Origin of the sequence: Vibrio sp. SCSIO 43153, from assembly GCF_023716625.1 — a bacterium.
Lineage (GTDB): Bacteria > Pseudomonadota > Gammaproteobacteria > Enterobacterales > Vibrionaceae > Vibrio > Vibrio rotiferianus.
In genome coordinates, this window is record NZ_CP071855.1 from 575,712 (window position 1) to 602,583 (window position 26,872).

A 26,872-nucleotide genomic window follows, 5' to 3' on the forward strand; every position below is an offset into this window, starting at 1 on the left:
TCTCTAATATTTATCAGGAACGAAGGTTTGATCGTCGATAGGCGCACGGACATAACCTTCTTTATTCAACTCTGGCAATTCGATAACTGGATGCTCAAGTTCTTCGTATTCGACTTGACTAAGCAGATGGCTGATACAGTTCAATCGAGCTTTCTTTTTATCATCAGAAGGGACTACCCACCAAGGACAGTTTTTCGTATCTGTATAGGCAAACATCTTATCTTTTGCCTCTGAATATTCTGCCCAGCGATTGCGTGATTCCAAATCCATTGGGCTGAACTTCCAGCGTTTAATTGGGGTGTTGATGCGTTCTAGAAAGCGCTTTTCTTGCTCTTCATCGGAGACCGAAAACCAGTACTTAATTAAGATGATGCCAGAGCGCTGAAGCATGCGTTCAAACTCCGGGCAAGAACGGAGAAACTCTTCATATTGGTCTGGGGTGCAAAAGCCCATGACTTTCTCTACGCCGGCACGGTTGTACCAACTGCGGTCAAACAGCACGATTTCTCCAGCAGCAGGTAGGTGTGCTACATAGCGCTGGAAGTACCATTGTGTTTTTTCTTTTTCTGTTGGGGCGGGAAGGGCTGCGATACGGCAGATTCGAGGGTTAAGTTTTTCAGTGATGCGCTTGATGGTGCCACCTTTGCCAGCGGCGTCACGTCCTTCAAACAGTACCACGACTTTAAGCCTTTTGTGTTTGACCCACTCTTGGAGCTTAACCAACTCAATTTGCAGCTGTTCTAGTGCTTCTTCGTATTCCTTTTTCTTTAGTTTCGCCATGTTTCCTCCCGTCCTTAGTTATCAATATGTTAGCACTCAATAACTAAAGACGGGATTTGAAAGCGCTTAATTGAGAGCTGTTACCATGTTCGCGATAGCATCGGTGTTGGTGACAGGAATCGAAAAGTCATCCACATCGGCAGCGCCCATTTTGCTTTGCTCGGCAATAAAGGTCATGTGACTAGGGCGAGTTGTCTTGCCAGATAAATGCACTTCGGTGACTTTGGCTTGCTCAACGATCTGGCCAACATTGTCCGCATTCACTCCGGCGCCCGCCATTATCGCAATGCGTCCTTGCGCTTGCTCAACTAAGGTTTTAAGCACATCGATACCTTGCGGTGCCGAAGGCGCAAGACCGGAGGTTAAAATACGCTCACAACCTAAGCTGATCACTTCTTCTAACGCTTTTTCAGCGTCGCGACACTGGTCAAAGGCTCGATGGAAGGTCACGCCTAAGCCAAGCGTTTGAGCAAATTCACACAGTGTCGTTGCGTACGGCATATGAACGTCGCCGTCTTGAGTGAGCACGCCGAGCACGACACCATTCAAGCCTGCTTGTTTAGCGGCTTCAATATCCCAACGCATCATTTCGATTTCTTCCTCACTGTAGAAGAAGTCACCTTGGCGAGGGCGAATCATCGCGTAAACCGGAATAGTAGAGTGTTTAGCGGCTTGCTGCATAAAGCCATAGCTTGGGGTTAAGCCACCCAAAGCAAGTGAAGAGCAGAGTTCGATGCGGGTTGCACCACCGGCAATCGCGTTGTGGAGAGATTCAATGTTATCAATACAGACTTCAAGTTGAGTGTTCACGAGGTTGTCCTGAATTATTGTAATTACAGCAAATACTAGCAGGACGAAAGGGGAGAATCTGTACTGAGACCGAGGGAAATAGAGGTAAACTTTTTGCGTTATGCTTGCCTCTTTTGCTTTTCAAAAGCACGGATAAAAAGAAAGCCCAGAGTGAACTCTGGGCTTTTTTATGACTTTACTTAGACTGATTGGCGTTTGCGGTTTTTCCGCTATAGCTTTTGCTTTATATATACATCCAACCAACACACCCATTGAGCTTGGGCGGCAGTGTCTATTACTTGCTTAGGTCGTCTGCGTGCTCAGATAGGAACGCTGCAACACCTTTTGGAGATGCGTCCATACCTGCTTTACCTTCTTCCCATTGTGCAGGACATACTTCGCCGTGCTTCTGGTGGAAGTTTAGTGCATCAACCATGCGTAGCATTTCGTCGATGTTACGACCTAGGGGTAGATCGTTAACTACTTGGTGACGTACAAGACCGTCTTCGTCGATTAGGAAAGAACCACGGAAAGCAACGCCTGCTTCTGGGTGCTCTACATCGTACGCTTTACAGATTTCGTGCTTAACGTCAGCAACTAGAGGGTATTTAACTTGACCGATACCGCCATCTTCGATAGCAGTGTTACGCCATGCGTTGTGAGAGAACTGAGAATCGATAGAAACACCGATTACTTCAACACCTTTAGCTTGGAAATCAGCTAGACGGTTGTCGAATGCGATTAGCTCAGATGGGCAAACGAAAGTGAAATCTAGTGGGTAGAAGAATACTACTGCTTTCTTACCTTTAGTGAATTCTGCAAAGTTGAAGTTTTCAACGATTTCGCCGTTACCTAGAACAGCTGCTGCAGTAAAGTCAGGGGCTTGACGACCTACTAGTACCATTTTTTTGCTCCTAAAAATTTTGGTTTGCTCCAAACCTACATTCAGTTATTTAGGTTTGGTCCGTGTTTGTGCGAGACAAACTATAGTACAGATTGTAGTATTGAAAAAAGCGAAATAAATAGATTGAGTTCATCGAAAAAAGCGATAACACCGAAACTATTATCTCGATCACTGGAACAGCAATAGATACAAATAGAATTATGAATAAATGGCCTAGCTTGAAGCAGTTACACTATTTGGTCACTCTGCACGAAACTCGACATTTTAGTGATGCTGCTGAGCGTTGTTTTGTCAGTCAATCTACTTTAAGTAAAGGCATCCAAAACCTTGAAGAGTTGATTGGTTGCCCGCTTTACGAAAAGAAAGATAAAAAAAGCCCATTGGTTTTCACCCAAGCTGGTGAGATGGTGGTGCAGCATGGTCGAGAACTTCTCGCCAAAGGGCAAGATCTTGTTGAGTTGGGGCGTTTATGCCAAGGCGATGATATGGAAGGGCAGCTTAAAGTAGGCTGTATTCCGACCATTGCTCCTTTCTTATTGTGCGACCTTGTTCAAGAGGTGAACTACCGCTTCCCACAATTAAACCTTCTATTAAGAGAAGATACGACGACCAACTTGCTGCAAGCACTTCGCCACGGTGAGTTGGACGTGTTGATTCTGGCTCTGCCAGTAGAAATAGAGGGAATGGAAAGCCGAGTGGTGGGGCAAGACCCATTCCGCATGGTGATCAGCGCCAATCAAGCGGATTCCGTACCTGTGCCGATCCGTTATGCAGACTTGCCAGATGAATCCGTCTTCTTATTAGAGAAAGAACACTGCCTTACTGAGCACGCGGTTTCAGCATGTAAGCTAACGGACAAAGAGAAGATCAACCCATTCACCGCAACCAGTCTTCATACCTTAGTGCAGATGGTGGCGAATGGTCTGGGCACCACGTTTATCCCGCAAATGGCGATTGATCATGGTTTGCTACACAACCAGAACTTGGTGGTGATCGACCCTCCTGGTCAGCAAGCATATCGCGATATTGGTTTGGTTTGGCGTCCGAGCTCGTCACGATCAAACACTTTCAATCAATTGGCAGAAGTCGTCTCTGAACTGCTTTAGCTATTAGTATTAGCCTGCTACTCCCGATCTAATATCAAAAAGCGCACTAGAAATAGTGCGCTTTTTAGCATTTTATTCTGCGCGTGAACTTTGACTTGTAAAATTTTACAGATGAACTTTCATGAAGCTTTCATAAAATAGTGAAATTTCACAATGTTAATTTTACACAACTGCCTGTGTAACGCGTTTAAGTCGCGTTTAATTTCCTCTTCCTAGCCCTTGTGAATACAAGGATTTTTCTCCTGCCTCACTATTCATACGCTTGTTTGAATTCAAAAATAACCTGTAAATTTAATGTAATTTAGTTACGTAATAACTTACAAATTAAACTCAAAAATCAAACACTTGTTTGATACCGAATAAAACTTTGAATTTAACGTTTTGTTTACTTAAGGGGTTTCGCTTAAACCTTTGTTGGGTTAGCTTAATTAAAGGCTTGTAAGACTTATGTCTAGATTGAAAAAGCAATTCAGGTTGCGCAATGTATAGACACAACGAAGCGAAGTGAACACCAAATCGAAGGATGTAATTTGTTGTTCATAACTTACAAATGTAGCTTTAGGCGGACTGCCCAAGATGAATAAAGCACGTTAAGGATGAATGATTATGCTTGCTCAGACAGAACAAAAAACACAACAACTAAAGCAAACCCAAGGCATGCTTGAGGTGAATGGAGTCGTTGCTCCTGAACATCAAGCAATTTTCCCTGTTGAAGCCCAAACCTTTTTAACTCTACTGTGTGAAAAATTTGCCGGACGTGTTGAACAGTTGCTGGAAGCACGAGAAGAGAAGCAAGCACGCATCGACGCTGGTGAACTGCCAGACTTTCTACCAGAGACACAAGACATTCGTGAAGGAAGCTGGAAGATCCTTGGAATCCCGCAAGATCTGCAAGATCGCCGAGTGGAGATTACAGGACCGACTGATCGCAAGATGGTGATTAACGCACTGAATGCGAATGTAAAAGTGTTCATGGCAGACTTCGAAGATTCGATGTCTCCTGCGTGGAGTAAAGTTCTGGATGGTCAAATTAACTTGCGCGACGCTGTTAATGGCACCATCAGCTACACCAACCCTGGCAATGGTAAACACTATCAGCTGGCAGAAGACCCAGCGGTGTTGATCTGCCGTGTTCGCGGACTACATCTAAAAGAAAAACACGTAACGTGGCACGGTCAGATCATTCCAGGTGCGCTATTCGATTTCGCTCTGTACTTCTACAACAACTACAAAGCGCTATTGAAAAAGGGAAGCGGTCCTTACTTCTACATTCCGAAACTGCAATCGCATCATGAAGCGAAGTGGTGGAGCGAAGTGTTCCATTTCACCGAAGAGTATTTCGGTTTGGATACTGGCACCATCAAAGCGACAGTGCTGATTGAAACCTTACCAGCCGTATTCGAAATGGATGAGATTCTGTTCTCTCTGAAAGAGCATATCGTTGGTTTGAACTGCGGTCGCTGGGATTACATCTTTAGCTACATCAAAACACTGAAAAACCACCCAGACCGCGTACTTCCGGATCGCCAAGTAGTGACGATGGACAAACCATTCCTCAACGCTTACTCAAGATTATTGGTGCGTACTTGTCATAAACGTGGCGCATTTGCGATGGGCGGCATGGCAGCCTTTATTCCGGCTAAAGACCCACAAGAAAACCAAAAAGTATTGGATAAGATCCACAACGATAAATCGCTAGAAGCTAACAACGGTCATGACGGCACTTGGGTTGCTCACCCGGGGTTGGCAGACACCGCAATGGAAGTGTTCAGTGCCACACTGGGGCAGCGCACCAACCAATTGGACGTGAGCCGCTTAGAAGACGCACCAATCACCGCCGCAGAGCTGCTTGAACCGTGCGAAGGTGAACGTTCAGAAGAGGGCATGCGCCATAACATCCGCGTTGCGCTGCAATACATCGAAGCTTGGATCTCTGGCAACGGTTGTGTGCCGATTTACGGACTGATGGAAGACGCAGCAACAGCAGAAATCTCACGAGCTTCTATCTGGCAATGGATTCAACACGGTAAGTCGCTCGACAACGGATTGAAGGTCACTAAAGAGCTGTTCGAACTGTATCTGAAAGAAGAGATTGAAGTCGTGAAGCAAGAAATTGGCGAGCAGCGTTACCAAGCAGGTCGATTTGAAGAAGCGGCAGACTTGATGGCTAGGCTCACTACCAGTGATGAACTGACCAACTTTTTAACCATTCCAGGTTACGACTACCTGGATTAACCCAAAGATTTAGAACACTCAATTTATTTAACTAATACATGTTTATTTAACCAATACGTGAAGGATTCGAGGCAGATAAGGATGTACTGCCTGAGAACGGAAAACTCAACGCACATGCACAAGTGCACATTATAAGAGGGATAGACCAATGACTAACTTAACTCGCCGCCAACAAATTGAAGCTCTGGAAAAAGATTGGGCAACCAACCCACGCTGGAAAAATGTAAAGCGTACTTACACAGCAGAAGAAGTGGTAGAACTGCGTGGTTCTATGGTGCCTGCGAACACAATCGCACAACGTGGTGCTGACAAACTTTGGTCACTGGTCAACGGTAGTTCAAAGAAAGGCTACGTAAACTGTCTTGGTGCACTGACGGGTGGTCAAGCCGTACAGCAAGCAAAAGCAGGTATTGAAGCGATTTACCTATCAGGTTGGCAGGTAGCGGCGGATAACAACACCGCTTCGACGATGTACCCAGACCAATCTCTGTACCCAGTAGATTCTGTGCCGTCGGTAGTAAAACGCATCAATAACTCATTTCGTCGTGCAGACCAAATTCAGTGGTCAGCAGGCAAGTCACCAGAAGACGAAGGCGGCATTGATTACTTCCTACCAATCGTTGCGGATGCGGAAGCAGGCTTTGGTGGTGTATTGAACGCTTACGAGCTAATGAAATCGATGATCGATGCAGGTGCGGCAGGTGTTCACTTTGAAGACCAACTGGCATCCGTGAAGAAGTGTGGTCACATGGGCGGTAAAGTACTGGTTCCAACTCAAGAAGCAGTGCAAAAACTGGTCGCAGCTCGCCTAGCAGCGGACGTTGCTGGCACGACAACACTAGTAATCGCACGTACCGATGCAAACGCAGCAGACCTACTAACATCTGACTGTGACCCATACGATAAAGACTTCATCGAAGGTGAGCGTACTCAAGAAGGTTTCTACCGTGTACGTGCAGGTATCGACCAAGCTATCTCTCGTGGTCTAGCTTACGCGCCATATGCGGATCTAATCTGGTGTGAGACAGCAACGCCATGCCTAGAAGAAGCACGCAAGTTTGCAGAAGCGATTCATGCAGAGTACCCAGACCAACTGTTGGCATACAACTGTTCGCCTTCATTCAACTGGGAGAAGAACCTAGACGCAGAAACCATTGCTAAGTTCCAACAAGAGCTGGCTAACATGGGCTACAAGTACCAATTCATCACGCTAGCAGGTATCCACAACATGTGGTTCAACATGTTCGAACTGGCTCACGCTTACGCACAAGGCGAAGGCATGCGTCATTATGTTGAGAAGGTTCAGCGTCCTGAGTTTGAAGCGGCAGAAAAAGGCTACACGTTCGTAGCGCACCAACAAGAGGTTGGTACGGGTTACTTCGATAGAATGACCAACACAATCCAAGGTGGCAACTCATCAGTGACAGCACTGACAGGTTCTACTGAAGAAGACCAATTCTAATCAGCATAGAGTCCACAATTACTACGTTAGTAATGACATCTTTGAGCGGCGATTGAGCCGCTCTTTTTTTGCCTGTAATCTGGGCAACTAACGTTTCGTTGCTTATTACTCTGTTTCGATTTCTTCCGGCTCGGTTTCTTCTTGCAGTTCTAACAAGTTAATCGCAATGGTTACAAAGTCTGTATCTGTGATGATACCCACCAAATGACCTTTATTGACCACTGGCAAACAGCCGACTTTATGCTTTTGCATATAGATTGCGCTTTCCTTTAAACCAGCTCTTGGTTCAGCAGTCATGATGTTGGTGTGCATCATTTGGTAAAGCGGCGTGTCGAGGGTAAAAGATTGTTCAGCCTCATCTGGGTGCAAGCAGGATTCTTGTGCAGCAAGAATATCGCGTTGAGTCACCAAGCCTTTTAGGTGTTTATTGGCATCAACAACCGGAATATGTCGAATATCAAGCGCTTCCATCATGCTTTTTGCGTCACGTAATGTGTGCTCACGCAGCAAGGTATGAGGGTTGCGAGTCATCATGTCTTCAACCTTGATCATAGAGACCTCCAGCGGCATTGTCCTTCTCTTAAATATAGAGAATATTTTGCTGTATATCTGGGAGCTAACTCGTTTTTCACTAATAAAATAAAACGATTAGATAGAGATCAATCAGAGGTGAAAATGAACTGGTGTTTTCCATAAATCCAGCTACTCATTTAGGACGAATCTAGGATGTAAGCGCTATCATAAATAACCAAAGCTAAGGCGTTAAAACCTTAGCTTTGGTTACTCTTAACGTTGCTTGAAATGCATACAGATAAGACCATAAGCTTTCGCGTCGACACAGCGACCGATGTAGCTTTTATCTGGCAGGTTGACGGCGCATAAACGAGGTACCTGTTTTAGGTAACAGGCGTCTTGTATCACTTTGAGCCGATCATTGCTGGTGCTTGCTATTGCACCAGATGAAAACGCGAGTACGGCAGCACTCAGCGCTAGAGTTAACATCTTCATACTTACCTCAATAAATGTCTAAAGAGCAAATGCTCACTTTCAATATAGTTCATCTACTTTACTACTGATGCATTTGTTAGTTATCGCTGTTGGTTGCTGAAAAAATGCCATGCGAGCCAGTTTGCATTTTTCACTGATAAGGTATGTGGTCAGAATGTAATCTAATGAGTTGAATCGCACATTTTTACTTGCTTGATTTTACTAGATAAGCCTGTGATAGAAGATACGCGCAACCTAATTAGAACGAAGATAATTATGTATAAAACACTGAGGTACAAAAAACTCATCGCGATGGCTATTGCGACATTGGGCGTACAATCTGCTCAGGCTATCGTGCTCGGTTCGTTGGAGAGGAATCCTTCTGATCGCGTAACAATACGGGCGAGCAACATGGCGGAGTTTCCAATATGTGGGGGAACTCTTGTTGATAAGCAATGGGTACTGACTGCGGCACACTGTGTTGTTATGGGTCAAGGCACTGATGAGAGTTCATATTATGTTACAACTCCTGGTGATCTTGCGGTTACCGCCAAAGCTTACGACCTTAATAGTACCTCTATAGATAATTATTACACGGTTTCTCATGTTGTAGTTCATCCGAACTACACTCGAATTGCTAAAGCTAAATTGGATAAAAAAGGCAACGTCGTGCCAATTCAAACGGCTCTAGATAGTGATATAGCTTTACTATACCTTGATCGCCCAGTTACTAATGCCGCTGTTGCAACACTGGCTTCCATGGATGATATGATCGAGATTGAAGCAAGGTTAAACCTCGATTGGAGTCAGGAGTACACGACAAATCAGCGCTACCCAAATGTATCCGTATTTGGTTGGGGAACCACGACACCAAAAGCTGAAATTCCATCAGTTTATCTTCAAAAAACTACGAGTGCATTTTTACCAATTGATCAGTGCTATGAGCGTTTGGAAGTTGGGCATAGTTACCCTGGTGTGATTAACTCGAGAAATAATCAAACTAAACTTTGTACCTTACCAACAGAGGTTGATGTTCTCGAACCGCACGATCGGACGCAGTATGGCAATAGTGCTTGTAAAGGAGACAGTGGTGGTCCGTTAATTGATGATGCGACTGGTTTGCAAATCGGTATCGTGAGTGGGGGCCCGATTATTTTACCGACTTGTGGTTCTGTCACGATACCTAGCTTTTTTACCAAAGTAAGTCACTATTATGACTGGATACAGTCTTACGTTACCGCTGATGCGCCGCCCACGAGTTATATTATTGAGCCGAATTTTATTATTGTGGCCAGAGAAGAAGATGAAAAAGAGTGCCATGACGGTATTGCTACTAACAACTGTAACTTTAGAGGCTCTGAAGACGAGGGTGGTAGCTTAGGCGCTTGGCTATTCGGCTTACTTGTTCCACTGGTGTGGGCGCGCCGACGCAAAAGTTAAACGATCAACGACTGATAAATACATTTGGACATTTTAAAAAGCAGCGCACTTCGCTGCTTTTTTTATGTGTGCCTTTTCTGCATCTTTCACGTTTTATTACACTCTTAATGAAAGCTTTTACAGTCAATCTAGGGGGATTTGCTTGCTATTGCAGCATGTAAACATATACTAGTCTGCTGCGAAAAACTCGTCGCAATTTTATCGTCGTTCTTGACGTGATTTGACCAATAGATAAGACAAGTAACATGCAAGTATCAGATTTCCATTTCGACCTTCCAGATGAACTTATCGCTCGTTACCCTCAGCCAGAGCGTACCGCTAGCCGACTGCTGCAAATGGACGGCAATACTGGTGAGCTAATTGATGGCACGTTTACCGATGTGTTAGAACAAGTTCAAGCCGGTGACCTAGTGGTTTTCAACAATACTCGTGTAATTCCTGCGCGTATGTTTGGTCGAAAAGCCTCCGGCGGTAAGCTAGAGGTGCTGGTGGAGCGTATGCTCGATGAGAAAAGCATTCTCGCTCACGTTCGCTGTTCTAAGTCGCCTAAACCAGGCACAACCATCCTTGTTGGCGAGAACGACGAATACTCAGCTGAGATGGTGGCACGTCATGACGCGCTGTTTGAGCTGAAATTTAACTCTGATAAGACGGTACTCGAGATTTTGGAAGAAATTGGTCACATGCCACTTCCTCCATACATCGACCGCCCAGATGAAGACGCGGATAAAGAGCGTTACCAAACGGTTTATAACCAAAAGCCAGGTGCGGTTGCAGCGCCGACGGCGGGCCTTCACTTTGATGATGTTCTGCTTGCGAAAATCAAAGCGAAAGGCGCTGAGTTTGCATACGTTACTTTGCACGTGGGTGCGGGTACGTTCCAACCAGTAAAAGTGGATGACATTAGCGATCATCACATGCACGCAGAATACGTAGAAGTACCGCAGGATGTTGTGGATGCGATTAACGCAACTAAAGCGCGCGGCGGTCGAATCGTCGCAGTCGGTACAACATCAGTGCGTTCACTAGAAAGTGCAGCTCAAGACGCGCTGAAAAAAGGGACAGAATTGGTTCCATTTTTTGGCGATACTGAAATCTTTATCTACCCTGGTTACGAGTACCAGTTGGTGGATTGTTTGATCACCAACTTCCACTTACCAGAATCAACGTTGATCATGTTGGTCAGTGCGTTTGCTGGATACGAGAACACCATGAATGCTTATAAGCATGCGGTGGAAAACAAATACCGTTTCTTCTCGTACGGTGACTCAATGTTTATAAAAAAGAAGACAGCATAATGTTTTAACCCCTCCCTAGCCCTCTCCTTAAAAAGGGAAGGGGACGTGATGCGGTCTCGCCAATTAAGGCATCTGCAGAACAGTTCTTTTCTCTTGTGAAGGGGTAAGTTAGGAGGGGTTAGAAAACTAACGATTTACGAGTGCTAGCAGTACGCTAGGAAACAGAGCAGAACTTCTGCTTTGTCTCTCGCACGGAAGGCGACCGCTCCTTAAAGTGGGGGAGACCCCAAGATACATAGTCAGACTGTTTCTCTGACACTCGGAGGCATCGTGAAATTATCATTCGATCTTAAAAAGAAAAACGGCAATGCGCGTCGTGGTCAATTGACCTTCGAACGTGGCACTGTTCAAACTCCAGCATTCATGCCAGTAGGTACTTACGGTACCGTTAAAGGTATGACTCCGGAAGAAGTAAAAGGCACGGGTGCAGAAATCCTGCTAGGCAACACTTTCCACCTATGGTTACGTCCTGGTCAAGAAGTGATGAAAATGCACGGTGACCTGCACGATTTCATGAACTGGCACGGTCCTATTCTTACTGATTCAGGCGGTTTCCAAGTATTCAGCCTAGGTAAAATGCGTAAGATCACTGAAAAAGGTGTTCACTTCCGTAGCCCAGTAAACGGCGACAAGATTTTCATGGACGCTGAAAAGTCGATGGAAATCCAAAAAGACCTAGGTTCTGACATCGTAATGATCTTCGACGAGTGTACGCCATACCCAGCGACACACAACGAAGCGAAAAAATCGATGGAAATGTCACTACGTTGGGCACAACGCTCACGTGACCACTTCGATAAGCTAGAAAACCCGAACAACCTATTTGGTATCGTTCAAGGTGGTGTTTACGAAGATCTGCGTGATGTGTCTATCAAAGGCCTGACGGAAATCGGTTTTGATGGTTACGCGGTTGGTGGTCTTGCAGTAGGCGAACCGAAAGAAGACATGCACCGTATCCTTGAGCACACGTGTCCACAGCTTCCAGAAGACAAGCCTCGTTACCTAATGGGCGTAGGCAAACCGGAAGATTTGGTTGAAGGTGTTCGTCGTGGTATCGACATGTTCGACTGTGTAATGCCAACGCGTAACGCGCGTAATGGTCACCTATTTGTGACTGGTGGTGTGATCAAGATCCGTAATGCGAAACATAAAACGGATACAACTCCGCTAGATCCGCACTGTGACTGTTACACTTGTCAGCACTACAGCAAATCGTACCTTCACCACCTAGAGCGTTGTAACGAAATCCTAGGTGCTCGCCTGAACACTATCCACAACCTACGCTACTACCAGCGTCTGATGGAAAGCATTCGTAAGGCGATTGATGAAGATCGTTTCGATGAGTTCGTTACTGAATTCTATGAGCGTCGTGGTCGTGAAGTACCACCGCTAGCAAAAGAGCAGTAATTAACAGATTAAAAGAATTAAAGCCTTTGGCATGTTGCCAGAGGCTTTTGCTAATAAAGTAGGCTAACGTACGTTATTTTTGAGAAGGTGATCTCTATTACTTAATCTCAAACTTGAATCTAAATTACGAAAGCCCAACTTGTTGGATTATCAATAAAATATAATGAGGATGTTTTAATGTTTATTTCTCAAGCTCACGCAGCAGCAGAAGGCGCACCAGCAGGCGGCGGTTTTGAAATGCTAATCATGCTAGGCATGTTCGCGGTGATCTTCTACTTCATGATCTACCGCCCACAATCTAAGCGTGTTAAAGAACACAAGAACCTGATGTCTTCAATGGGCAAAGGCGATGAAGTTCTAACAAGCGGTGGTCTAGTGGGTAAAATCACTAAGATTGCTGAAGACAACGACTACATTTCAATTGAGCTTAATGCAAACAATGAAGTTGTAATCAAGAAAGACTTCGTAACTGCAGTGCTACCAAAAGGTACACTGAAGTCTCTATAAAACAGCTAAAGGATCCTCGCTGTGCTAAACCGTTATCCATTATGGAAGTACTTGATGGTATTTTTTGCCATCGTCACCGCGGCGTTATACGCGCTTCCAAATATCTACGGTGAAGATCCGGCTATTCAAGTTACAGGGGCGCGTGGCGCCTCTGTAGATATGTCAACGCTGGATGCTGTCACTAAAGCTCTTGATAAAGAGCACCTTTCTCATAAATCCATTGCTCTCGAGAATGGATCAATCCTTGTACGTTTCAATGACACTGATACTCAAATCAGTGCACGCGATATTATCAGCGAAGCGCTTGGCAAAGATAAAATTGTTGCACTAAACCTTGCTCCATCTACGCCAGATTGGCTGGAAGCAATTGGTGCGTCGCCACTGAAACTAGGTCTTGACCTACGTGGTGGTGTTCATTTCTTGATGGAAGTGGATATGGACGCAGCAATGGAGAAGCTTGTTGGGCAGCAAGAAGAAGCTTTCCGTAGTGAACTTCGTGAAGCTAAGGTTCGTTATCGCGCGATTCGCCCTTCTGGTAAAGATGGTGTCGAAGTCTTGCTACGTAACGAAGAGCAACTAGCGGAAGCGAAAGCAACGCTAGAAAAGAATCACCCAGACATGAATTTTGTCGAATCTGATTCTAATGGTCGTTACGCGTTGATTGCCACCTTTACCGAGCAACGTTTACAAGAGATACGTAACTACGCAGTTGAACAAAACATCACGATTCTTCGTAACCGTGTTAACGAACTGGGTGTTGCTGAACCATTGGTTCAACGTCAAGGTGCTAGCCGCATCGTAGTTGAACTACCTGGTGTTCAAGACACAGCTCGTGCGAAGGAAATTCTAGGTGCTACGGCAACACTAGAGTTCCGCGAAGTTGACGATAAAGCTGACCTATCAGCGGCGGCAAATGGTCGCGCGCCAGCAGGTAGCGAAATCAAGATGGACCGTGATGGTCGCCCAGTTGTGCTTAAGAAGCGCGTTATTCTTGGCGGTCAAAGCATCACGGATGCAAGCTCAAGTGTTGATGAATACGGTCGCCCACAAGTTAACATCTCGCTAGACAGCGAAGGTGGCAACAAGATGTCTGCGTTCTCTAAGAAGAACATCGGTAAGCTAATGGCTACCGTGTTTGCAGAATACAAAGACAGTGGTCGTCGTACGCCGGAAGGCAAAGTTATCCTTGATAAGCATGAAGAAGTTATCAACCAAGCAACGATTCAATCGGCTCTTGGTCGTAACTTCCGTATCACTGGTATCGACTCTGCAGCAGAAGCGCACAACCTAGCACTTTTACTACGTGCTGGTGCTCTAATCGCACCTATCTCTATCGTTGAAGAGCGTACCATTGGTCCATCAATGGGTCAGCAAAACATCGATATGGGTATCCAAGCATGTATCTGGGGTATGGTAGCCGTAATGCTGTTTACGCTGCTTTACTACCGTGGCTTCGGTTTGATTGCAAATATCGCGTTGATGGCAAACTTGGTTCTTATCATTGGTGTAATGTCGATGATTCCAGGCGCTACCATGACGTTGCCAGGTATTGCCGGTATCGTATTGACGGTCGGTATGGCGGTCGATGCGAACGTGCTGATCTTTGAGCGTATTCGTGAAGAGCTTCGAGATGGACGCAGTCCACAGCAAGCAATTCACCAAGGTTACGCAAACGCATTCAGCACCATTGCCGATGCGAACATCACAACGCTTATCACTGCGATCATTCTATTTGCAGTGGGTACAGGCGCGGTGAAAGGTTTCGCAGTAACACTTTCTATCGGTATCTTAACTTCAATGTTCACCGCTATTGTGGGTACACGTTGTATCGTGAACCTAATTTACGGTGGCAAACGCGTTGATAAATTGTCGATCTAAGGCTGGGAATTAATATGTTTCAAATTCTAAAAGCAGAAAACACGATCGGCTTTATGCGTTGGTCGAAAGTCGCGTTCGTATTCTCTATCGTTATGATCGCTGCTTCTATCTTCACGCTATCAACCAAATGGTTGAACTGGGGCCTAGATTTTACGGGCGGTACGCTTATCGAGGTGGGTTTTGAACAACCAGCAAACCTTGAAGAGATTCGTGCAGCTCTAGACTCGAAAGGCTTCGGCGATGCGACAGTACAAAACTTTGGTAGTGCTCGTGATGTAATGGTTCGTTTGCGTCCACGTGACGACGTTTCAGGTGAAACGCTGGGCAACCAAATCATCGGTGCTATTAAAGATGGTACAGGTGAAAGCGTAGAAATGCGTCGTATTGAATTCGTAGGTCCAAACGTTGGTGATGAGCTAACGGAAGCGGGTGGTCTAGCGATTCTTGTATCGCTGATCTGTATCCTGATCTACGTATCAATGCGATTCGAATGGCGCCTAGCGGCTGGTGCGGTAATGGCACTGGCACACGATATCATTATCACGCTGGGTGTCTTCTCACTTATGCAAATCGAAGTGGACCTAACCATCGTAGCGGCGCTACTCACGGTAGTTGGTTACTCGCTCAACGATACCATCGTTGTATTCGACCGGATCCGTGAAAACTTCCGTAAGATGCGTAAGGGTGAACCTTCAGACATCATGGATGCTTCAATCACTCAAACGTTGAGCCGTACATTGATTACGTCTGGTACGACATTGTTCGTGGTTATTGCACTATTCATGCAGGGTGGTGCGATGATTCATGGTTTCGCGACCGCGCTTCTACTAGGTATCACTGTAGGTACTTACTCTTCTATCTATGTAGCATCAGCACTTGCGCTAAAACTGGGTATCCAGAAAGAGCACTTGATGCCACCTCAAGTAGAAAAAGAAGGTGCAGAGTTCGACGAGATGCCATAAGGCAGATTGAGAATCGAAAACAAAGACCGCTGAGCAATCAGCGGTTTTTTTATGCCTGAAATACATGTAGTGCTATTTAATTGCTTAAGTCATATCTCGAAATTAGGATATAAAAAAGCCCCGCTCAATGAGCGGGGCTATTCAAAAGTCATCAGCGTGACGGGCTTAGTATGACTTCAGAATCTTACTTAAGGATCGCGCTGTTGCCGTTTTCGCGAACGTGCTTAAGGATAGATTTCACGCCACGAGCGCTAGAAGCAACAATGTTACCAGACTTCATGTAGTCAGTACCGCCAGCGAAGTCAGTTAGGATTGCGCCAGCTTCACGAGCGATAAGCTCACCTGCAGCCATTTGCCAAGGTTTTAGACCTAGCTCGAAGTAACCATCTACACGGCCAGCTGCCACGTAACATAGGTCAAGAGCAGAACAACCGCTACGACGGAAGTCAGCACACTCAGTGAATAGAGAACCTACGATCTTGATGTAAGACTCAGAGTGTTGCTTCTGTTTGAATGGGAAACCAGTCGCTAGAACCGTACCGTGTAGGTCTTTAAGTTGAGTAACACGGATACGAGCGTTGTTTAGCTGAGCGCCAGCACCGCGTTGTGCAGTGAATAGCTCGTTTTGCATTGGATCGTATACACAAGCCACTTCAGTTTTACCTTTGAAGCGAACCGCGATAGATACTGCGAAAGTAGGGTAACCTTTTACAAAGTTATTAGTGCCATCCAGTGGGTCGATGATCCATTGTACGTCTTTATCTTTACCTTCGATAAGACCGGCTTCTTCAGCAACGATACAGTGCTCTGGGTAAGAGTGCTTGATAGTATCGATGATGATAGCTTCTGCTTCTTTGTCTACATTAGTAACAAAGTCATTAGTGCCTTTTAGCGTAGATTCAATTTTATCTGTGTTTTCTAATGATTTAGCAATGTGATTGCCTGCCTTTCGCGCAGCGCGAATAGCAATGTTTAGCATTGGATGCATACGAATTTCCCAACGGATGTTAAAGAACAATTTAAAGCGGCGGCGAGTATACCAGAGTGAAAGCAAAAAGGAAGTGGTTATTTTTTGTTCGCAGATAAAAGTAACCGCATTAGTTTTGTCGTAAAGCTCGAAAACAATTGATGAGAATGCGAATAGAAACCTGCTTCACTCTAGGGTGTGTTAGAAAGTTATGGTAACATCTTTCGGTTTTAAATCAGGTAGCAAATACAGATGTTGGATCAAGTAAAAATCGTACTCGTCGGAACTTCTCATTCAGGCAACATTGGCTCCGCTGCAAGAGCAATGAAAGTCATGGGGCTAAGCCAACTTGTATTGGTTGATCCGCAGTGTGAAGTGGATGAGCAAACCCTTGCTCTTGCTGCTGGTGCCGGCGATATCGCTCAAAATGCCACGGTTGTAAAGACGCTCGAAGAAGCCATTGCTGATTGTGGCCTTGTGGTTGGTTCGAGTGCTCGTTCACGTACACTTGAATGGCCGATGCTTGAGCCTCGTGAGTGTGGTGAGAAGTTTGCTGTTGAAGGGCAAAAACACGCTGTAGCATTAGTTTTTGGTCGTGAGAGAACAGGTCTCACCAATGATGAGTTACAGAAGTGCCACTACCATGTTTGCATCCCTGCTAACCCTGAATACAGCTCGCTCAATCTAGCCATGGCGGTACAGACGCTGAGCTATGAAGTTCGCGTTGCGCACCTCAATTTAGAGCAAAGCCAATATGCGCCGAGTGAGCCTGAAGAGTATCCACGCCATAAAGAGCTAGAAATGTTCTTTGAACACCTTGAAAAGGTGATGGTTGAGACCCAATTTATTAGCAAAGAACAGCCTGGCCAGGTGATGAACAAGCTACGTCGTTTGTACTCACGAGCACGACCAGAAGCTCAAGAATTAAACATTCTACGCGGTGTTCTAACGGCGATTGAAAAGAAGCTCTGATTAAATAATAACCTTTTTAGGTGTATGGATGAATACCTGACTAAAATAGTCAAACAAATACTTGACCAATTTGGTCGGGTATGGAAAAATCCTAATCATTACAAACCATGTGGATACGGTGTGGTATGAAACTTACATCTAAAGGAAGATATGCGGTGACAGCCATGCTGGATGTGGCACTGCATTCGCAACAAAACCCAGTACCTCTTGCTGACATCTCAGAGCGCCAAGGGATCTCGCTCTCATACTTAGAGCAGCTTTTTTCAAAATTACGTAAAGCAGGTCTTGTTGCCAGCGTTCGTGGTCCTGGCGGTGGTTACCGACTTGGCGCCGACGCGCACAGTATTGCTATTGGTACTGTAATCGCAGCCGTTGATGAGTCAGTCGATGCGACAAAATGCCAAGGCAAAGGCGATTGCCAAGGTGGCACTCGCTGCTTAACACATACATTGTGGCGTGACCTAAGCTCTCGCATTAGTGACTTCTTAAATAACATTACGCTCGGTGAGCTAATGACAGACAACGAAGTTTTAGAAATTTCTGATCGTCAGGACATTGATCTGGTGGTCACTCATGGGTTATCAAACAAAAATACAACCACCGCGCCCATCGGTGTAAACGTCCGCTCTTAGCGGTCAGCATTTTACATTGGAGTAGAGAATGAAACTGCCGATTTATCTTGATTATTCCGCTACATGTCCAGTAGATCCACGTGTTGCTGAAAAAATGGTTCAGTACATGACAATGGATGGCACATTTGGCAACCCAGCTTCGCGTTCGCACCGTTACGGCTGGCAGGCAGAAGAAGCTGTAGATACTGCTCGTGAGCAAATTGCTGACCTTCTAAATGCAGATCCTCGCGAAATCGTATTCACATCTGGTGCGACAGAGTCTGACAACCTTGCTATTAAAGGTGCAGCACATTTTTACTCTAAGAAGGGTAAACACGTAATCACTTGTAAAACAGAGCACAAAGCGGTTCTTGACCCATGTCGTCAGCTAGAGCGCGAAGGCTTTGAAGTGACTTACCTAGAGCCAGAATCAAACGGTCTGATTGATCTAGACAAACTTCAAGCGGCAATGCGTGAAGACACTGTTCTGGTTTCAATCATGCACGTTAACAACGAGATTGGTGTCATCCAAGACATCGCAGCGATCGGCGAGCTATGTCGTGAACGTAAGATTGTGTTCCACGTGGATGCTGCACAGTCTGCGGGTAAACTGCCAATCGACGTTCAAGAATTGAAAGTTGACCTAATTTCACTGTCTGCGCACAAAGTATACGGTCCTAAAGGTATTGGCGCACTTTACGTACGTCGTAAGCCTCGCATCCGTCTTGAAGCGCAAATGCACGGTGGCGGTCATGAGCGTGGCTTCCGTTCGGGCACACTTCCAACTCACCAAATCGTGGGTATGGGTGAAGCGTTCCGCGTAGCAAAAGAAGACATGCAAAAAGATTACGATCACGCGCTAGCACTTCGTAACCGTCTTCTAGATGGCGTTAAAGATCTAGAAGCAGTAACGGTGAACGGTGACCTAGAACAGCGTGTTCCACACAACCTAAACGTGAGCTTTGCGTTTGTAGAAGGCGAATCTCTTCTGATGTCACTGAAAGACCTAGCAGTATCTTCTGGTAGTGCTTGTACATCAGCGAGTCTAGAGCCATCTTACGTTCTTCGTGCACTTGGTCTAGATGACGAGTTGGCACACAGCTCTGTACGTTTCTCATTTGGTCGTTTCACGACTGAAGCAGAAATTGATTACGCAATTGAACAAATCCGCGTTGCAGTGACTAAGCTACGCGACATGTCTCCTCTATGGGATATGTACAAGGAAGGGGTTGATCTGAGCACTGTTGAATGGGCTCACCATTAATCTCACGGACTGAATAGAGGATTCGAGGTAATTTATCATGGCATACAGCGAAAAAGTAATTGATCACTACGAGAACCCACGTAACGTTGGTTCGTTCGATAAAGAAGATCCATCAGTAGGCAGCGGCATGGTTGGCGCACCAGCTTGTGGTGACGTAATGAAGCTTCAAATCAAAGTGACGCCAGAAGGCATCATTGAAGACGCGAAATTCAAAACATACGGTTGTGGTAGTGCAATCGCTTCAAGCTCACTAGTAACTGAGTGGGTAAAAGGTAAGTCTATCGACGAAGCGGCATCTATTAAAAACTCTGAGATTGCAGAAGAGCTAGAACTTCCACCTGTGAAAGTTCACTGTTCAATCCTTGCGGAAGATGCAATCAAAGCAGCAGTTGCTGACTACAAGAAAAAACACCAGGAATAATTATTCCGTATATAATGGGAGTCCTTAAAATGCTCCCATTCCAAAACGTAATTTAGACAGACTAAGGTGCAGTATGGCCATCACAATGACAGAATCAGCGGCAAGTCGCGTAAAAGCATTCCTAGATAACCGAGGCAAAGGTATCGGTTTGCGTCTTGGAGTGAAGACGACAGGCTGTTCCGGCATGGCTTACGTCCTTGAGTTTGTGGATGATCTAAACGAAGAAGATGAAGTGTTTGAACTGTCGGATGTGAAGATCATCATTGATAAGAAAAGCCTAGTATACCTAGACGGTACTGAGTTGGATTACGTTAAGGAAGGGTTGAATGAAGGTTTTGAATTCAACAACCCTAACGCAAAAAGTGAATGTGGTTGTGGTGAAAGCTTCAACGTCTAATTGATTGTCCTTCTGGGCAAACGAGTCCAGAAGGCTTTACTAGGACCCGATCTTAATGAATCACTTTGAATTATTTGGGCTACCAAGTCAGTTTCAGCTGGATGGTAGCCTTCTTTCTTCTCAGTTCCGAGAACTACAAAAACGCTTCCACCCAGACAATTTTGCGACCGCTTCTGAGCGTGACCGCTTGATGGCAGTTCAAAAAGCAGCGCAAATCAACGATGCGTATCAAGTACTTAAGCATCCTATTTCTCGCGCTGAATACATTCTGGCAGAAAACGGCACAGAAATTCGTGGTGAGCAACAAACCATGCAAGATCCTATGTTCCTAATGGAGCAAATGGAACTGCGTGAAGAACTGGAAGACATTGCTGACAGCTCTGATCCTGAATCAGCGCTTTTTGATTTCGACTCTAAGGTCAGCAAAATGTACAAACAGCATTTGGCGAGTGTAGAACAAGAACTAGACCAAGGTCTTTGGGCGGAAGCTGCAGACCGAGTTCGTAAACTCAAATTCATTGCCAAGCTAAAGAATGAAATTGAACTGGTTGAAGACAAACTCCTCGGCTAGTTAGCGCGACAAGGACCCATCATGGCACTACTTCAAATCGCAGAACCGGGACAAAGCTCGGCACCTCATGAGCACAAGTTAGCAGCGGGTATCGACTTAGGTACCACCAACTCTTTGGTTGCATCTGTTCGCAGCGGTGACGCAAAAACACTGACAGACGACCAAGGCCGCAGTATTTTGCCTTCTGTGGTGAACTACGCTCAAGATACGGCGTTAGTTGGTTACGACGCAAAAGCAAAAGCGGAGCAAGAACCAGAAAACACCATCATTTCGGTAAAACGTCTGATTGGTCGTTCACTAAAAGATATTCAAGCTCGCTACCCATCTTTGCCTTATCAATTTAAAGAAAGCGACAACGGTCTGCCTATTCTGCAAACCGCTCAAGGTGACAAAAACCCGATTGAAGTGTCTGCCGACATTCTTAAAGCACTAGGCAAACGTGCTGAAGAGACACTAGGTGGCGAGTTGGCTGGCGTAGTTATTACCGTTCCTGCTTACTTTGATGACGCTCAACGTGCAGGTACAAAAGATGCGGCTAAATTGGCGGGTCTTCATGTGCTACGTCTGCTTAATGAGCCGACTGCCGCAGCGATCGCTTACGGTCTAGACTCTGGCCAAGAAGGCGTGATTGCGGTTTACGATCTAGGTGGCGGTACGTTCGATATCTCTATCCTTCGCCTGTCGAAAGGCGTCTTTGAAGTATTGGCAACAGGCGGTGACTCTGCGCTAGGCGGTGATGATTTTGACCACCTATTAGCGGATTACCTAATGGAGCAAGCAGGCCTAGAAGCGCCGCTTTCTGCTGAGAAAAACCGTGCACTTCTGAACATTGCAACAGCAACTAAGGTTGCTTTCTCTGAGCAAGACAGCGTTGATGTTGATGTATTTGGCTGGAAAGGCTCCGTGACTCGCGAACAGTTCGAAGATCTGATTCGTCCGCTAGTGAAGAAAACCCTAATGTCTTGCCGTCGTGCACTGAAAGATGCGGATGTGGATGCGGAAGATGTACTTGAAGCGGTCATGGTCGGCGGTTCAACACGCACATTGCTTGTACGTGAAATGGTTGGCGAATTCTTCGGCCGTACACCACTGACAAGCATTAACCCAGATGAAGTAGTTGCAATCGGTGCGGGTATCCAAGCAGACATCTTGGCAGGCAATAAGCCTGACTCTGAAATGCTGCTTCTGGACGTAATTCCTTTGTCCCTTGGTATCGAAACCATGGGCGGCTTGGTTGAGAAAATCATTCCACGTAACACCACCATCCCAGTGGCTCGCGCACAAGAATTTACGACGTTCAAAGATGGCCAAACAGCCATGAGCGTACACACCGTACAAGGTGAGCGTGAAATGGTGGACGACTGTCGCTCATTGGCTCGTTTCTCATTGAAAGGCATTCCACCAATGGCAGCAGGTGCTGCGCATATTCGCGTGACTTACCAAGTGGATGCTGATGGCCTGTTGTCTGTCACCGCGATGGAAAAGAGCACGGGTGTTCAGGCTGAAATCCAAGTGAAACCTTCTTATGGTCTAAGCGATGATGAAGTAGCAAATATGCTACGTGACTCGATGACTTACGCGAAAGAAGACATGCAGGCTCGTGCATTGGCAGAGCAGCGCGTAGAAGCGGATCGTGTCATTGAAGGTTTGATTGCAGCACTGCAAGCTGATGGTGATGAGCTACTATCAGACCAAGAGAAACAAGAACTATTAAAAGTGATTGAAGCGCTGATTGAACTGCGCAATGGCGAAGATGCTGACGCTATCGAGCAAGGCATCAAAGACACCGACAAAGCAAGCCAAGATTTTGCGTCGCGCCGTATGGATAAATCGATTCGAGCTGCACTGTCAGGTCAGTCAGTTAATGATATATAAGAGATAAGTAGTTATGCCTAAGATTATTGTATTACCACACGAAGATTTGTGCCCAGAGGGTGCAGTGTTGGAAGCAAACACTGGTGACACCGTTCTAGACGTAGCGCTAAAAAATGGCATTGGTATTGAACACGCATGTGAGAAGTCGTGTGCATGTACTACCTGCCACGTGATCATTCGTGAAGGTTTTGATTCGCTAGAAGAGAGTGAAGAGCTAGAAGATGACATGTTAGATAAAGCATGGGGTCTTGAGCCTGAGTCTCGTCTTGGTTGCCAAGCGAAAGTAGCGGATGAAGATTTGGTTGTTGAGATTCCAAAATACACGCTAAACCACGCGTCGGAAGATCACTAATACTATCTCCCCAATATAAGGGGTGAAGCAAAAGGAAGACGAGCAATGAAATGGACAGATTCTCGCGATATCGCGATTGAGCTTTGTGATAAGTTTCCCGACTTGGATCCTAAAACAGTACGTTTTACCGATCTTCATCAATGGATCATGGAGTTAGATGAGTTTGACGATGAGCCAAACCATTGTAACGAAAAGATTCTAGAAGCGGTTATCTTATGCTGGATGGACGAAGCGGATTAATGCTCGATTCGGCGGTAAAACGCAGCAGACTTAACAATTCTCACTAAAAAAAGCGGACCTTAAGGTCCGTTTTTTTATCAAGTTGACATTTTTACCCTACATAATGCTAACATCCGGTAGTTATTAAAAAAGAAGAGGCGTAGGCAACGCCGTTATAAGACAAGGAGAAACCATGTCTACACAGATGTCTGTATTTCTAAGCCAAGAACCAGCGGCACCACATTGGGGCGACAAAGCACTGCTTTCTTTCGCTGAGAATGGCACAACCATTCACCTGGGTGAAGGTCATGATCTTGGTGCAGTTCAACGTGCAGCGCGTCAGCTCGATGGCCAAGGAATTCGTTCAATTCTACTTGCAGGTGATAACTGGGATTTGGAAAGCATTTGGGCTTTTCACCAAGGTTACCGCAACCCGAAAAAACACGGCACGCTAGAGTGGGTTGCGCTTTCTGAGCAAGACCAAGCTGAGCTACATGCTCGCATCACCTCAACAGACTTTACTCGCGATATCATCAACAAAACAGCAGAAGAAGTGGCCCCTCGTCAATTGGCGACCATGGCTGCAGAATTCATCAAGTCTGTGGCGCCTCAGGGCACAGTAACAGCGCGTATCGTGAAAGATAAAGATCTGCTTTCAGAAGGTTGGGAAGGTATTTACGCTGTGGGTCGCGGCTCTGAGCGCACATCGGCAATGCTGCAACTTGATTACAACCCAACTGGCGATGAAAATGCACCAGTCTTTGCGTGTCTAGTAGGTAAAGGCATTACCTTTGATTCAGGCGGTTACAGCTTGAAGCCATCAAACTTCATGACGGCAATGAAAGCGGATATGGGCGGTTCAGGTACGATTACTGGCGGTCTTGCTCTTGCTATTTTGCGTGGTCTGAACAAGCGCGTGAAACTGATCCTTTGTTGTGCAGAGAACATGGTTTCGGGTCGTGCACTTAAGCTTGGCGACATCATCACTTACAAAAACGGTAAGACTGTAGAAATCATGAACACTGACGCAGAAGGTCGTTTAGTGCTTGCTGATGGTCTTATCTACGCAAGTGAGCAGAACCCTGAGCTGATCATCGACTGTGCAACCCTAACGGGCGCAGCGAAGAATGCACTAGGTAATGACTACCATGCACTGATGAGCTTTGATGATGAGCTTTCACATCAAGCGCTAACGGCGGCGAACCAAGAGAAAGAAGGTCTATGGCCACTGCCTCTTGCTGATTTCCACCGTGGCATGCTGCCGTCAAACTTTGCTGATCTATCTAACATCAGTTCTGGTGATTACTCACCAGGCGCAAGTACAGCTGCGGCATTCTTGTCTTACTTCGTTGAAGATTACAAGAAAGGTTGGTTGCACTTTGACTGTGCAGGTACGTACCGTAAGTCAGCTTCAGATAAGTGGTCTGCTGGCGCAACAGGTATGGGTGTGCGTACTCTTGCTCGATTCCTGAACGAACAAGCCACAAAATAAGACTTTTACCAGTGCAGACTTAGTGTCTGTGCTGGTATAACTAAGAGAGACGTAAGTCACTCATATAAAACTATTATTACAAGTACAAAAAGGAAACTTTATGGCTCTAGAAAGAACGTTTTCAATTGTTAAGCCCGACGCTGTAGAACGCAATCTGATTGGTGAGATTTACCACCGTATCGAAAAAGCGGGTTTACGTATCATTGCAGCGAAAATGGTTCACCTGACTGAAGAGCAGGCGAGCGGTTTTTATGCTGAACATGAAGGCAAGCCTTTTTTCCCTGCACTGAAAGAATTCATGACATCTGGCCCAATCATGGTTCAGGTTCTTGAAGGTGAAGATGCAATCGCACGCTACCGTGAGCTAATGGGCAAAACAAACCCAGAAGAAGCTGCATGCGGCACCATCCGTGCAGATTACGCATTGAGTATGCGTCACAACTCTGTGCATGGTTCTGACAGTCCTATCTCTGCGGCTCGTGAAATCGAATTCTTCTTCCCAGAGTCAGAGATTTGTCCTCGTTAATCTTGTTCTAATATGAATGTTAAGCCTCGGAATTTTCCGGGGCTTTTTATTATCAGAAATGGATTGAGAATTGATTACACGCATTGTCTAAATTTTAATCGGTTGGAATTTAATGCCTTAGCAAACTCAGGGTCTTACAGCCCTTGTTGTAGCTGCATAAAGGCTGTACAATTCGCGCCCTTATTCTTGTTTCAGTCATTGAGAGGCAACATGACCACTGAAAAAATCAATCTACTCGACTTTGATCGCAAGGGCATGCGTCAATTTTTCGCGGAAGAGCTAGGCGAAAAAGCGTTCCGTGCGGATCAAGTTATGAAGTGGATCTACCATTTCGGTGTTGATGACTTCGACAACATGACGAATATCAACAAGAAGCTACGTGAAAAACTGCAACACAAGTGTGAAATCAAAGCACCAACAGTAGCAGAAGCTCAACACTCTTCAGACGGCACGATTAAGTGGGCGATGAAGGTGGGTGACCAAGACGTAGAAACGGTTTACATCCCTGAAGATGATCGTGCGACTTTGTGCGTATCTTCTCAGGTAGGCTGTGCATTGGAATGTAAGTTCTGCTCAACTGCTCAACAAGGCTTCAACCGTAACCTAAAAGTATCTGAAATCATTGGTCAGGTATGGCGTGCCGCGCGTGAAATTGGTTTGCAAAAAGAAACCGGTCGTCGCCCGATCACTAACGTGGTAATGATGGGTATGGGCGAACCTCTTCTTAACATGAAGAACCTTATCCCTGCGCTAGAAATCATGCTTGATGATCTTGGTTTTGGTCTTTCTAAGCGCCGCGTAACCGTATCAACTTCAGGCGTGGTATCTGGCCTTGATCAGATGACAGGTAAAATTGACGTAGCATTGGCTATCTCTCTTCATGCGCCAAACGATAAGCTGCGTAGTGAAATCATGCCGATCAACGACCGTTGGGATATCCAAGATTTTCTAGCGTCTGTTCGTCGTTATATCGCGTCTTCAAATGCTAACCGCGGTAAAGTAACGGTAGAGTACGTGCTACTTGATCATGTGAACGATGACATGGACCACGCACGTGAACTGGCGGAACTGATGAAAGATACGCCATGTAAGATCAACCTGATTCCGTTTAACCCGTACCCAGGTTCTCCTTACAAGAAACCAAGCAACTCGCGCATCGACCGTTTCCAGAAAACACTGATGCAATACGAGCACACAGTAACGGTACGTAAGACACGTGGTGATGATATCGATGCGGCATGTGGTCAGTTGGTCGGTGATGTTATTGACCGCACGAAACGTACAGCGGCTTTAAAAGCTGCGCGTGGTGCAGACACCATTGAAGTGAAAGCGGTTTAACTCGCAACGAACTGATAAATAGCCAGAGCCTTATGCTCTGGCTATTTTTTTCTATCAGAGATCAATTAGGTAAGCAAAAAAGAGAACTTGTGTCATTTTTTGGACAAAAGCT

General features: G+C 45.7%; 27 protein-coding genes. 21 read left to right on the forward strand and 6 right to left on the reverse strand.

Annotated elements, in window-relative coordinates; genetic code table 11:
• Positions 1–3: 3 nt before the first annotated feature.
• The 3 genes from ppk2 to J4N37_RS02660 form a co-directional block, all read right to left on the reverse strand.
• Positions 4–780 (reverse strand): polyphosphate kinase 2, encoded by a 777-nt coding sequence (gene ppk2 / locus J4N37_RS02650; protein ID WP_252041628.1) that lies wholly within the window; start codon positions 778–780, stop codon positions 4–6.
• Between the two features lie 66 nt (positions 781–846).
• Positions 847–1,590, reverse strand: coding sequence for a copper homeostasis protein CutC (locus J4N37_RS02655; protein ID WP_252041630.1), 744 nt, complete (start codon positions 1,588–1,590; stop codon positions 847–849).
• 274 nt (positions 1,591–1,864) lie between these two features.
• Complete coding sequence (locus J4N37_RS02660; protein WP_005424820.1) at positions 1,865–2,473, reverse strand: peroxiredoxin C; 609 nt, start codon at positions 2,471–2,473, stop codon at positions 1,865–1,867.
• A 200-nt stretch (positions 2,474–2,673) separates the two neighbouring features.
• Between J4N37_RS02660 and J4N37_RS02665 the strand changes: the two genes are divergently transcribed.
• From J4N37_RS02665 to aceA, 3 genes are all read left to right on the forward strand, one after another.
• Positions 2,674–3,579, forward strand: a complete 906-nt coding sequence (locus J4N37_RS02665; RefSeq protein ID WP_005440336.1) for a hydrogen peroxide-inducible genes activator — start codon at positions 2,674–2,676, stop codon at positions 3,577–3,579.
• A gap of 606 nt (positions 3,580–4,185) precedes the next feature.
• Entirely contained in the window at positions 4,186–5,814 is a 1,629-nt protein-coding gene (aceB, locus tag J4N37_RS02670; protein WP_252041631.1) for a malate synthase A, read from the forward strand.
• Between the two features lie 148 nt (positions 5,815–5,962).
• Positions 5,963–7,276 carry an isocitrate lyase gene (aceA, locus tag J4N37_RS02675; protein ID WP_005440333.1) on the forward strand — a complete coding sequence of 438 codons (1,314 nt, stop codon included), beginning with the start codon at positions 5,963–5,965 and terminating at the stop codon, positions 7,274–7,276.
• Positions 7,277–7,381: 105 nt separating this feature from the next.
• Here the strand turns inward: aceA and J4N37_RS02680 are convergent, their stop codons facing one another.
• Both J4N37_RS02680 and J4N37_RS02685 read right to left on the reverse strand, forming a co-directional pair.
• Positions 7,382–7,828, reverse strand: a complete 447-nt coding sequence (locus J4N37_RS02680) for a CBS domain-containing protein (protein ID WP_331419721.1) — start codon at positions 7,826–7,828, stop codon at positions 7,382–7,384.
• Between the two features lie 234 nt (positions 7,829–8,062).
• Entirely contained in the window at positions 8,063–8,284 is a 222-nt protein-coding gene (locus tag J4N37_RS02685; RefSeq protein WP_252041633.1) for a hypothetical protein, read from the reverse strand.
• A 255-nt stretch (positions 8,285–8,539) separates the two neighbouring features.
• On the opposite strand from J4N37_RS02685, the gene J4N37_RS02690 reads away from it, so the two are divergent.
• From J4N37_RS02690 to secF, 6 genes are all read left to right on the forward strand, one after another.
• On the forward strand, positions 8,540–9,703 hold the full coding sequence (locus J4N37_RS02690) for a trypsin-like serine protease (RefSeq protein ID WP_045393634.1): 1,164 nt from the start codon (positions 8,540–8,542) through the stop codon (positions 9,701–9,703).
• Between the two features lie 245 nt (positions 9,704–9,948).
• Positions 9,949–11,001, forward strand: coding sequence for a tRNA preQ1(34) S-adenosylmethionine ribosyltransferase-isomerase QueA (queA, locus tag J4N37_RS02695; protein WP_045393637.1), 1,053 nt, complete (start codon positions 9,949–9,951; stop codon positions 10,999–11,001).
• A gap of 270 nt (positions 11,002–11,271) precedes the next feature.
• Positions 11,272–12,408: a tRNA guanosine(34) transglycosylase Tgt gene (gene tgt, locus J4N37_RS02700; RefSeq protein WP_005424899.1), complete on the forward strand. Its 1,137-nt coding sequence runs from the start codon at positions 11,272–11,274 to the stop codon at positions 12,406–12,408.
• A gap of 177 nt (positions 12,409–12,585) precedes the next feature.
• On the forward strand, positions 12,586–12,915 hold the full coding sequence (gene yajC, locus J4N37_RS02705) for a preprotein translocase subunit YajC (RefSeq protein WP_010446143.1): 330 nt from the start codon (positions 12,586–12,588) through the stop codon (positions 12,913–12,915).
• A 21-nt stretch (positions 12,916–12,936) separates the two neighbouring features.
• Positions 12,937–14,793 carry a protein translocase subunit SecD gene (secD, locus tag J4N37_RS02710; protein WP_286036621.1) on the forward strand — a complete coding sequence of 619 codons (1,857 nt, stop codon included), beginning with the start codon at positions 12,937–12,939 and terminating at the stop codon, positions 14,791–14,793.
• A 14-nt stretch (positions 14,794–14,807) separates the two neighbouring features.
• Positions 14,808–15,755, forward strand: a complete 948-nt coding sequence (gene secF, locus J4N37_RS02715) for a protein translocase subunit SecF (RefSeq protein WP_010446147.1) — start codon at positions 14,808–14,810, stop codon at positions 15,753–15,755.
• Positions 15,756–15,939: 184 nt separating this feature from the next.
• Here the strand turns inward: secF and suhB are convergent, their stop codons facing one another.
• Complete coding sequence (gene suhB / locus J4N37_RS02720; RefSeq protein WP_010446149.1) at positions 15,940–16,743, reverse strand: inositol-1-monophosphatase; 804 nt, start codon at positions 16,741–16,743, stop codon at positions 15,940–15,942.
• A gap of 231 nt (positions 16,744–16,974) precedes the next feature.
• Here suhB and trmJ point away from each other — a divergent pair, with 231 nt between their 5' ends.
• The 12 genes from trmJ (at position 16,975) to rlmN (ending at position 26,760) form a co-directional block, all read left to right on the forward strand.
• Complete coding sequence (gene trmJ / locus J4N37_RS02725; RefSeq protein WP_252041634.1) at positions 16,975–17,694, forward strand: tRNA (cytosine(32)/uridine(32)-2'-O)-methyltransferase TrmJ; 720 nt, start codon at positions 16,975–16,977, stop codon at positions 17,692–17,694.
• A 125-nt stretch (positions 17,695–17,819) separates the two neighbouring features.
• Complete coding sequence (gene iscR, locus J4N37_RS02730; protein WP_010446153.1) at positions 17,820–18,326, forward strand: Fe-S cluster assembly transcriptional regulator IscR; 507 nt, start codon at positions 17,820–17,822, stop codon at positions 18,324–18,326.
• Between the two features lie 28 nt (positions 18,327–18,354).
• Complete coding sequence (locus tag J4N37_RS02735) at positions 18,355–19,569, forward strand: IscS subfamily cysteine desulfurase (protein ID WP_088881286.1); 1,215 nt, start codon at positions 18,355–18,357, stop codon at positions 19,567–19,569.
• Positions 19,570–19,606: 37 nt separating this feature from the next.
• Positions 19,607–19,990, forward strand: a complete 384-nt coding sequence (gene iscU, locus J4N37_RS02740) for a Fe-S cluster assembly scaffold IscU (RefSeq protein ID WP_005424883.1) — start codon at positions 19,607–19,609, stop codon at positions 19,988–19,990.
• A gap of 73 nt (positions 19,991–20,063) precedes the next feature.
• Positions 20,064–20,387 (forward strand): iron-sulfur cluster assembly protein IscA, encoded by a 324-nt coding sequence (gene iscA / locus J4N37_RS02745; RefSeq protein ID WP_005424893.1) that lies wholly within the window; start codon positions 20,064–20,066, stop codon positions 20,385–20,387.
• Between the two features lie 55 nt (positions 20,388–20,442).
• On the forward strand, positions 20,443–20,958 hold the full coding sequence (gene hscB / locus J4N37_RS02750; protein WP_005424897.1) for a co-chaperone HscB: 516 nt from the start codon (positions 20,443–20,445) through the stop codon (positions 20,956–20,958).
• 21 nt (positions 20,959–20,979) lie between these two features.
• Positions 20,980–22,833: a Fe-S protein assembly chaperone HscA gene (hscA, locus tag J4N37_RS02755; RefSeq protein WP_252041635.1), complete on the forward strand. Its 1,854-nt coding sequence runs from the start codon at positions 20,980–20,982 to the stop codon at positions 22,831–22,833.
• 13 nt (positions 22,834–22,846) lie between these two features.
• On the forward strand, positions 22,847–23,185 hold the full coding sequence (gene fdx / locus J4N37_RS02760) for an ISC system 2Fe-2S type ferredoxin (RefSeq protein WP_005424889.1): 339 nt from the start codon (positions 22,847–22,849) through the stop codon (positions 23,183–23,185).
• Positions 23,186–23,230: 45 nt separating this feature from the next.
• A complete protein-coding gene (gene iscX, locus J4N37_RS02765) occupies positions 23,231–23,425 on the forward strand; it encodes a Fe-S cluster assembly protein IscX (protein WP_005424887.1) in 195 nt (64 codons plus the stop codon).
• A gap of 172 nt (positions 23,426–23,597) precedes the next feature.
• Positions 23,598–24,896, forward strand: coding sequence for an aminopeptidase PepB (pepB, locus tag J4N37_RS02770; protein WP_010446162.1), 1,299 nt, complete (start codon positions 23,598–23,600; stop codon positions 24,894–24,896).
• A gap of 100 nt (positions 24,897–24,996) precedes the next feature.
• A complete protein-coding gene (ndk, locus tag J4N37_RS02775; protein WP_010446164.1) occupies positions 24,997–25,422 on the forward strand; it encodes a nucleoside-diphosphate kinase in 426 nt (141 codons plus the stop codon).
• Between the two features lie 210 nt (positions 25,423–25,632).
• Positions 25,633–26,760: a dual-specificity RNA methyltransferase RlmN gene (rlmN, locus tag J4N37_RS02780; protein ID WP_010446167.1), complete on the forward strand. Its 1,128-nt coding sequence runs from the start codon at positions 25,633–25,635 to the stop codon at positions 26,758–26,760.
• Positions 26,761–26,872: the final 112 nt, after the last annotated feature.

What these genes read in the sequence shown, in the direction of transcription:
- fdx (WP_005424889.1), top strand. Translation starts at nt 22,847, where the DNA reads ATGCCTAAGATTATTGTATTACCACACGAAGATTTGTGCCCAGAGGGT.
- J4N37_RS02680 (WP_331419721.1), bottom strand. Translation starts at nt 7,828, where the DNA reads ATGATCAAGGTTGAAGACATGATGACTCGCAACCCTCATACCTTGCTG.
- iscU (WP_005424883.1), top strand. Translation starts at nt 19,607, where the DNA reads ATGGCATACAGCGAAAAAGTAATTGATCACTACGAGAACCCACGTAAC.
- ppk2 (WP_252041628.1), bottom strand. Translation starts at nt 780, where the DNA reads ATGGCGAAACTAAAGAAAAAGGAATACGAAGAAGCACTAGAACAGCTG.
- iscA (WP_005424893.1), top strand. Translation starts at nt 20,064, where the DNA reads ATGGCCATCACAATGACAGAATCAGCGGCAAGTCGCGTAAAAGCATTC.
- J4N37_RS02685 (WP_252041633.1), bottom strand. Translation starts at nt 8,284, where the DNA reads ATGAAGATGTTAACTCTAGCGCTGAGTGCTGCCGTACTCGCGTTTTCA.
- ndk (WP_010446164.1), top strand. Translation starts at nt 24,997, where the DNA reads ATGGCTCTAGAAAGAACGTTTTCAATTGTTAAGCCCGACGCTGTAGAA.
- hscB (WP_005424897.1), top strand. Translation starts at nt 20,443, where the DNA reads ATGAATCACTTTGAATTATTTGGGCTACCAAGTCAGTTTCAGCTGGAT.
- pepB (WP_010446162.1), top strand. Translation starts at nt 23,598, where the DNA reads ATGTCTACACAGATGTCTGTATTTCTAAGCCAAGAACCAGCGGCACCA.
- J4N37_RS02665 (WP_005440336.1), top strand. Translation starts at nt 2,674, where the DNA reads ATGAATAAATGGCCTAGCTTGAAGCAGTTACACTATTTGGTCACTCTG.
- J4N37_RS02660 (WP_005424820.1), bottom strand. Translation starts at nt 2,473, where the DNA reads ATGGTACTAGTAGGTCGTCAAGCCCCTGACTTTACTGCAGCAGCTGTT.
- J4N37_RS02690 (WP_045393634.1), top strand. Translation starts at nt 8,540, where the DNA reads ATGTATAAAACACTGAGGTACAAAAAACTCATCGCGATGGCTATTGCG.
- trmJ (WP_252041634.1), top strand. Translation starts at nt 16,975, where the DNA reads ATGTTGGATCAAGTAAAAATCGTACTCGTCGGAACTTCTCATTCAGGC.
- aceA (WP_005440333.1), top strand. Translation starts at nt 5,963, where the DNA reads ATGACTAACTTAACTCGCCGCCAACAAATTGAAGCTCTGGAAAAAGAT.
- J4N37_RS02735 (WP_088881286.1), top strand. Translation starts at nt 18,355, where the DNA reads ATGAAACTGCCGATTTATCTTGATTATTCCGCTACATGTCCAGTAGAT.
- secF (WP_010446147.1), top strand. Translation starts at nt 14,808, where the DNA reads ATGTTTCAAATTCTAAAAGCAGAAAACACGATCGGCTTTATGCGTTGG.
- aceB (WP_252041631.1), top strand. Translation starts at nt 4,186, where the DNA reads ATGCTTGCTCAGACAGAACAAAAAACACAACAACTAAAGCAAACCCAA.
- iscX (WP_005424887.1), top strand. Translation starts at nt 23,231, where the DNA reads ATGAAATGGACAGATTCTCGCGATATCGCGATTGAGCTTTGTGATAAG.
- queA (WP_045393637.1), top strand. Translation starts at nt 9,949, where the DNA reads ATGCAAGTATCAGATTTCCATTTCGACCTTCCAGATGAACTTATCGCT.
- rlmN (WP_010446167.1), top strand. Translation starts at nt 25,633, where the DNA reads ATGACCACTGAAAAAATCAATCTACTCGACTTTGATCGCAAGGGCATG.
- iscR (WP_010446153.1), top strand. Translation starts at nt 17,820, where the DNA reads ATGAAACTTACATCTAAAGGAAGATATGCGGTGACAGCCATGCTGGAT.
- yajC (WP_010446143.1), top strand. Translation starts at nt 12,586, where the DNA reads ATGTTTATTTCTCAAGCTCACGCAGCAGCAGAAGGCGCACCAGCAGGC.
- hscA (WP_252041635.1), top strand. Translation starts at nt 20,980, where the DNA reads ATGGCACTACTTCAAATCGCAGAACCGGGACAAAGCTCGGCACCTCAT.
- suhB (WP_010446149.1), bottom strand. Translation starts at nt 16,743, where the DNA reads ATGCATCCAATGCTAAACATTGCTATTCGCGCTGCGCGAAAGGCAGGC.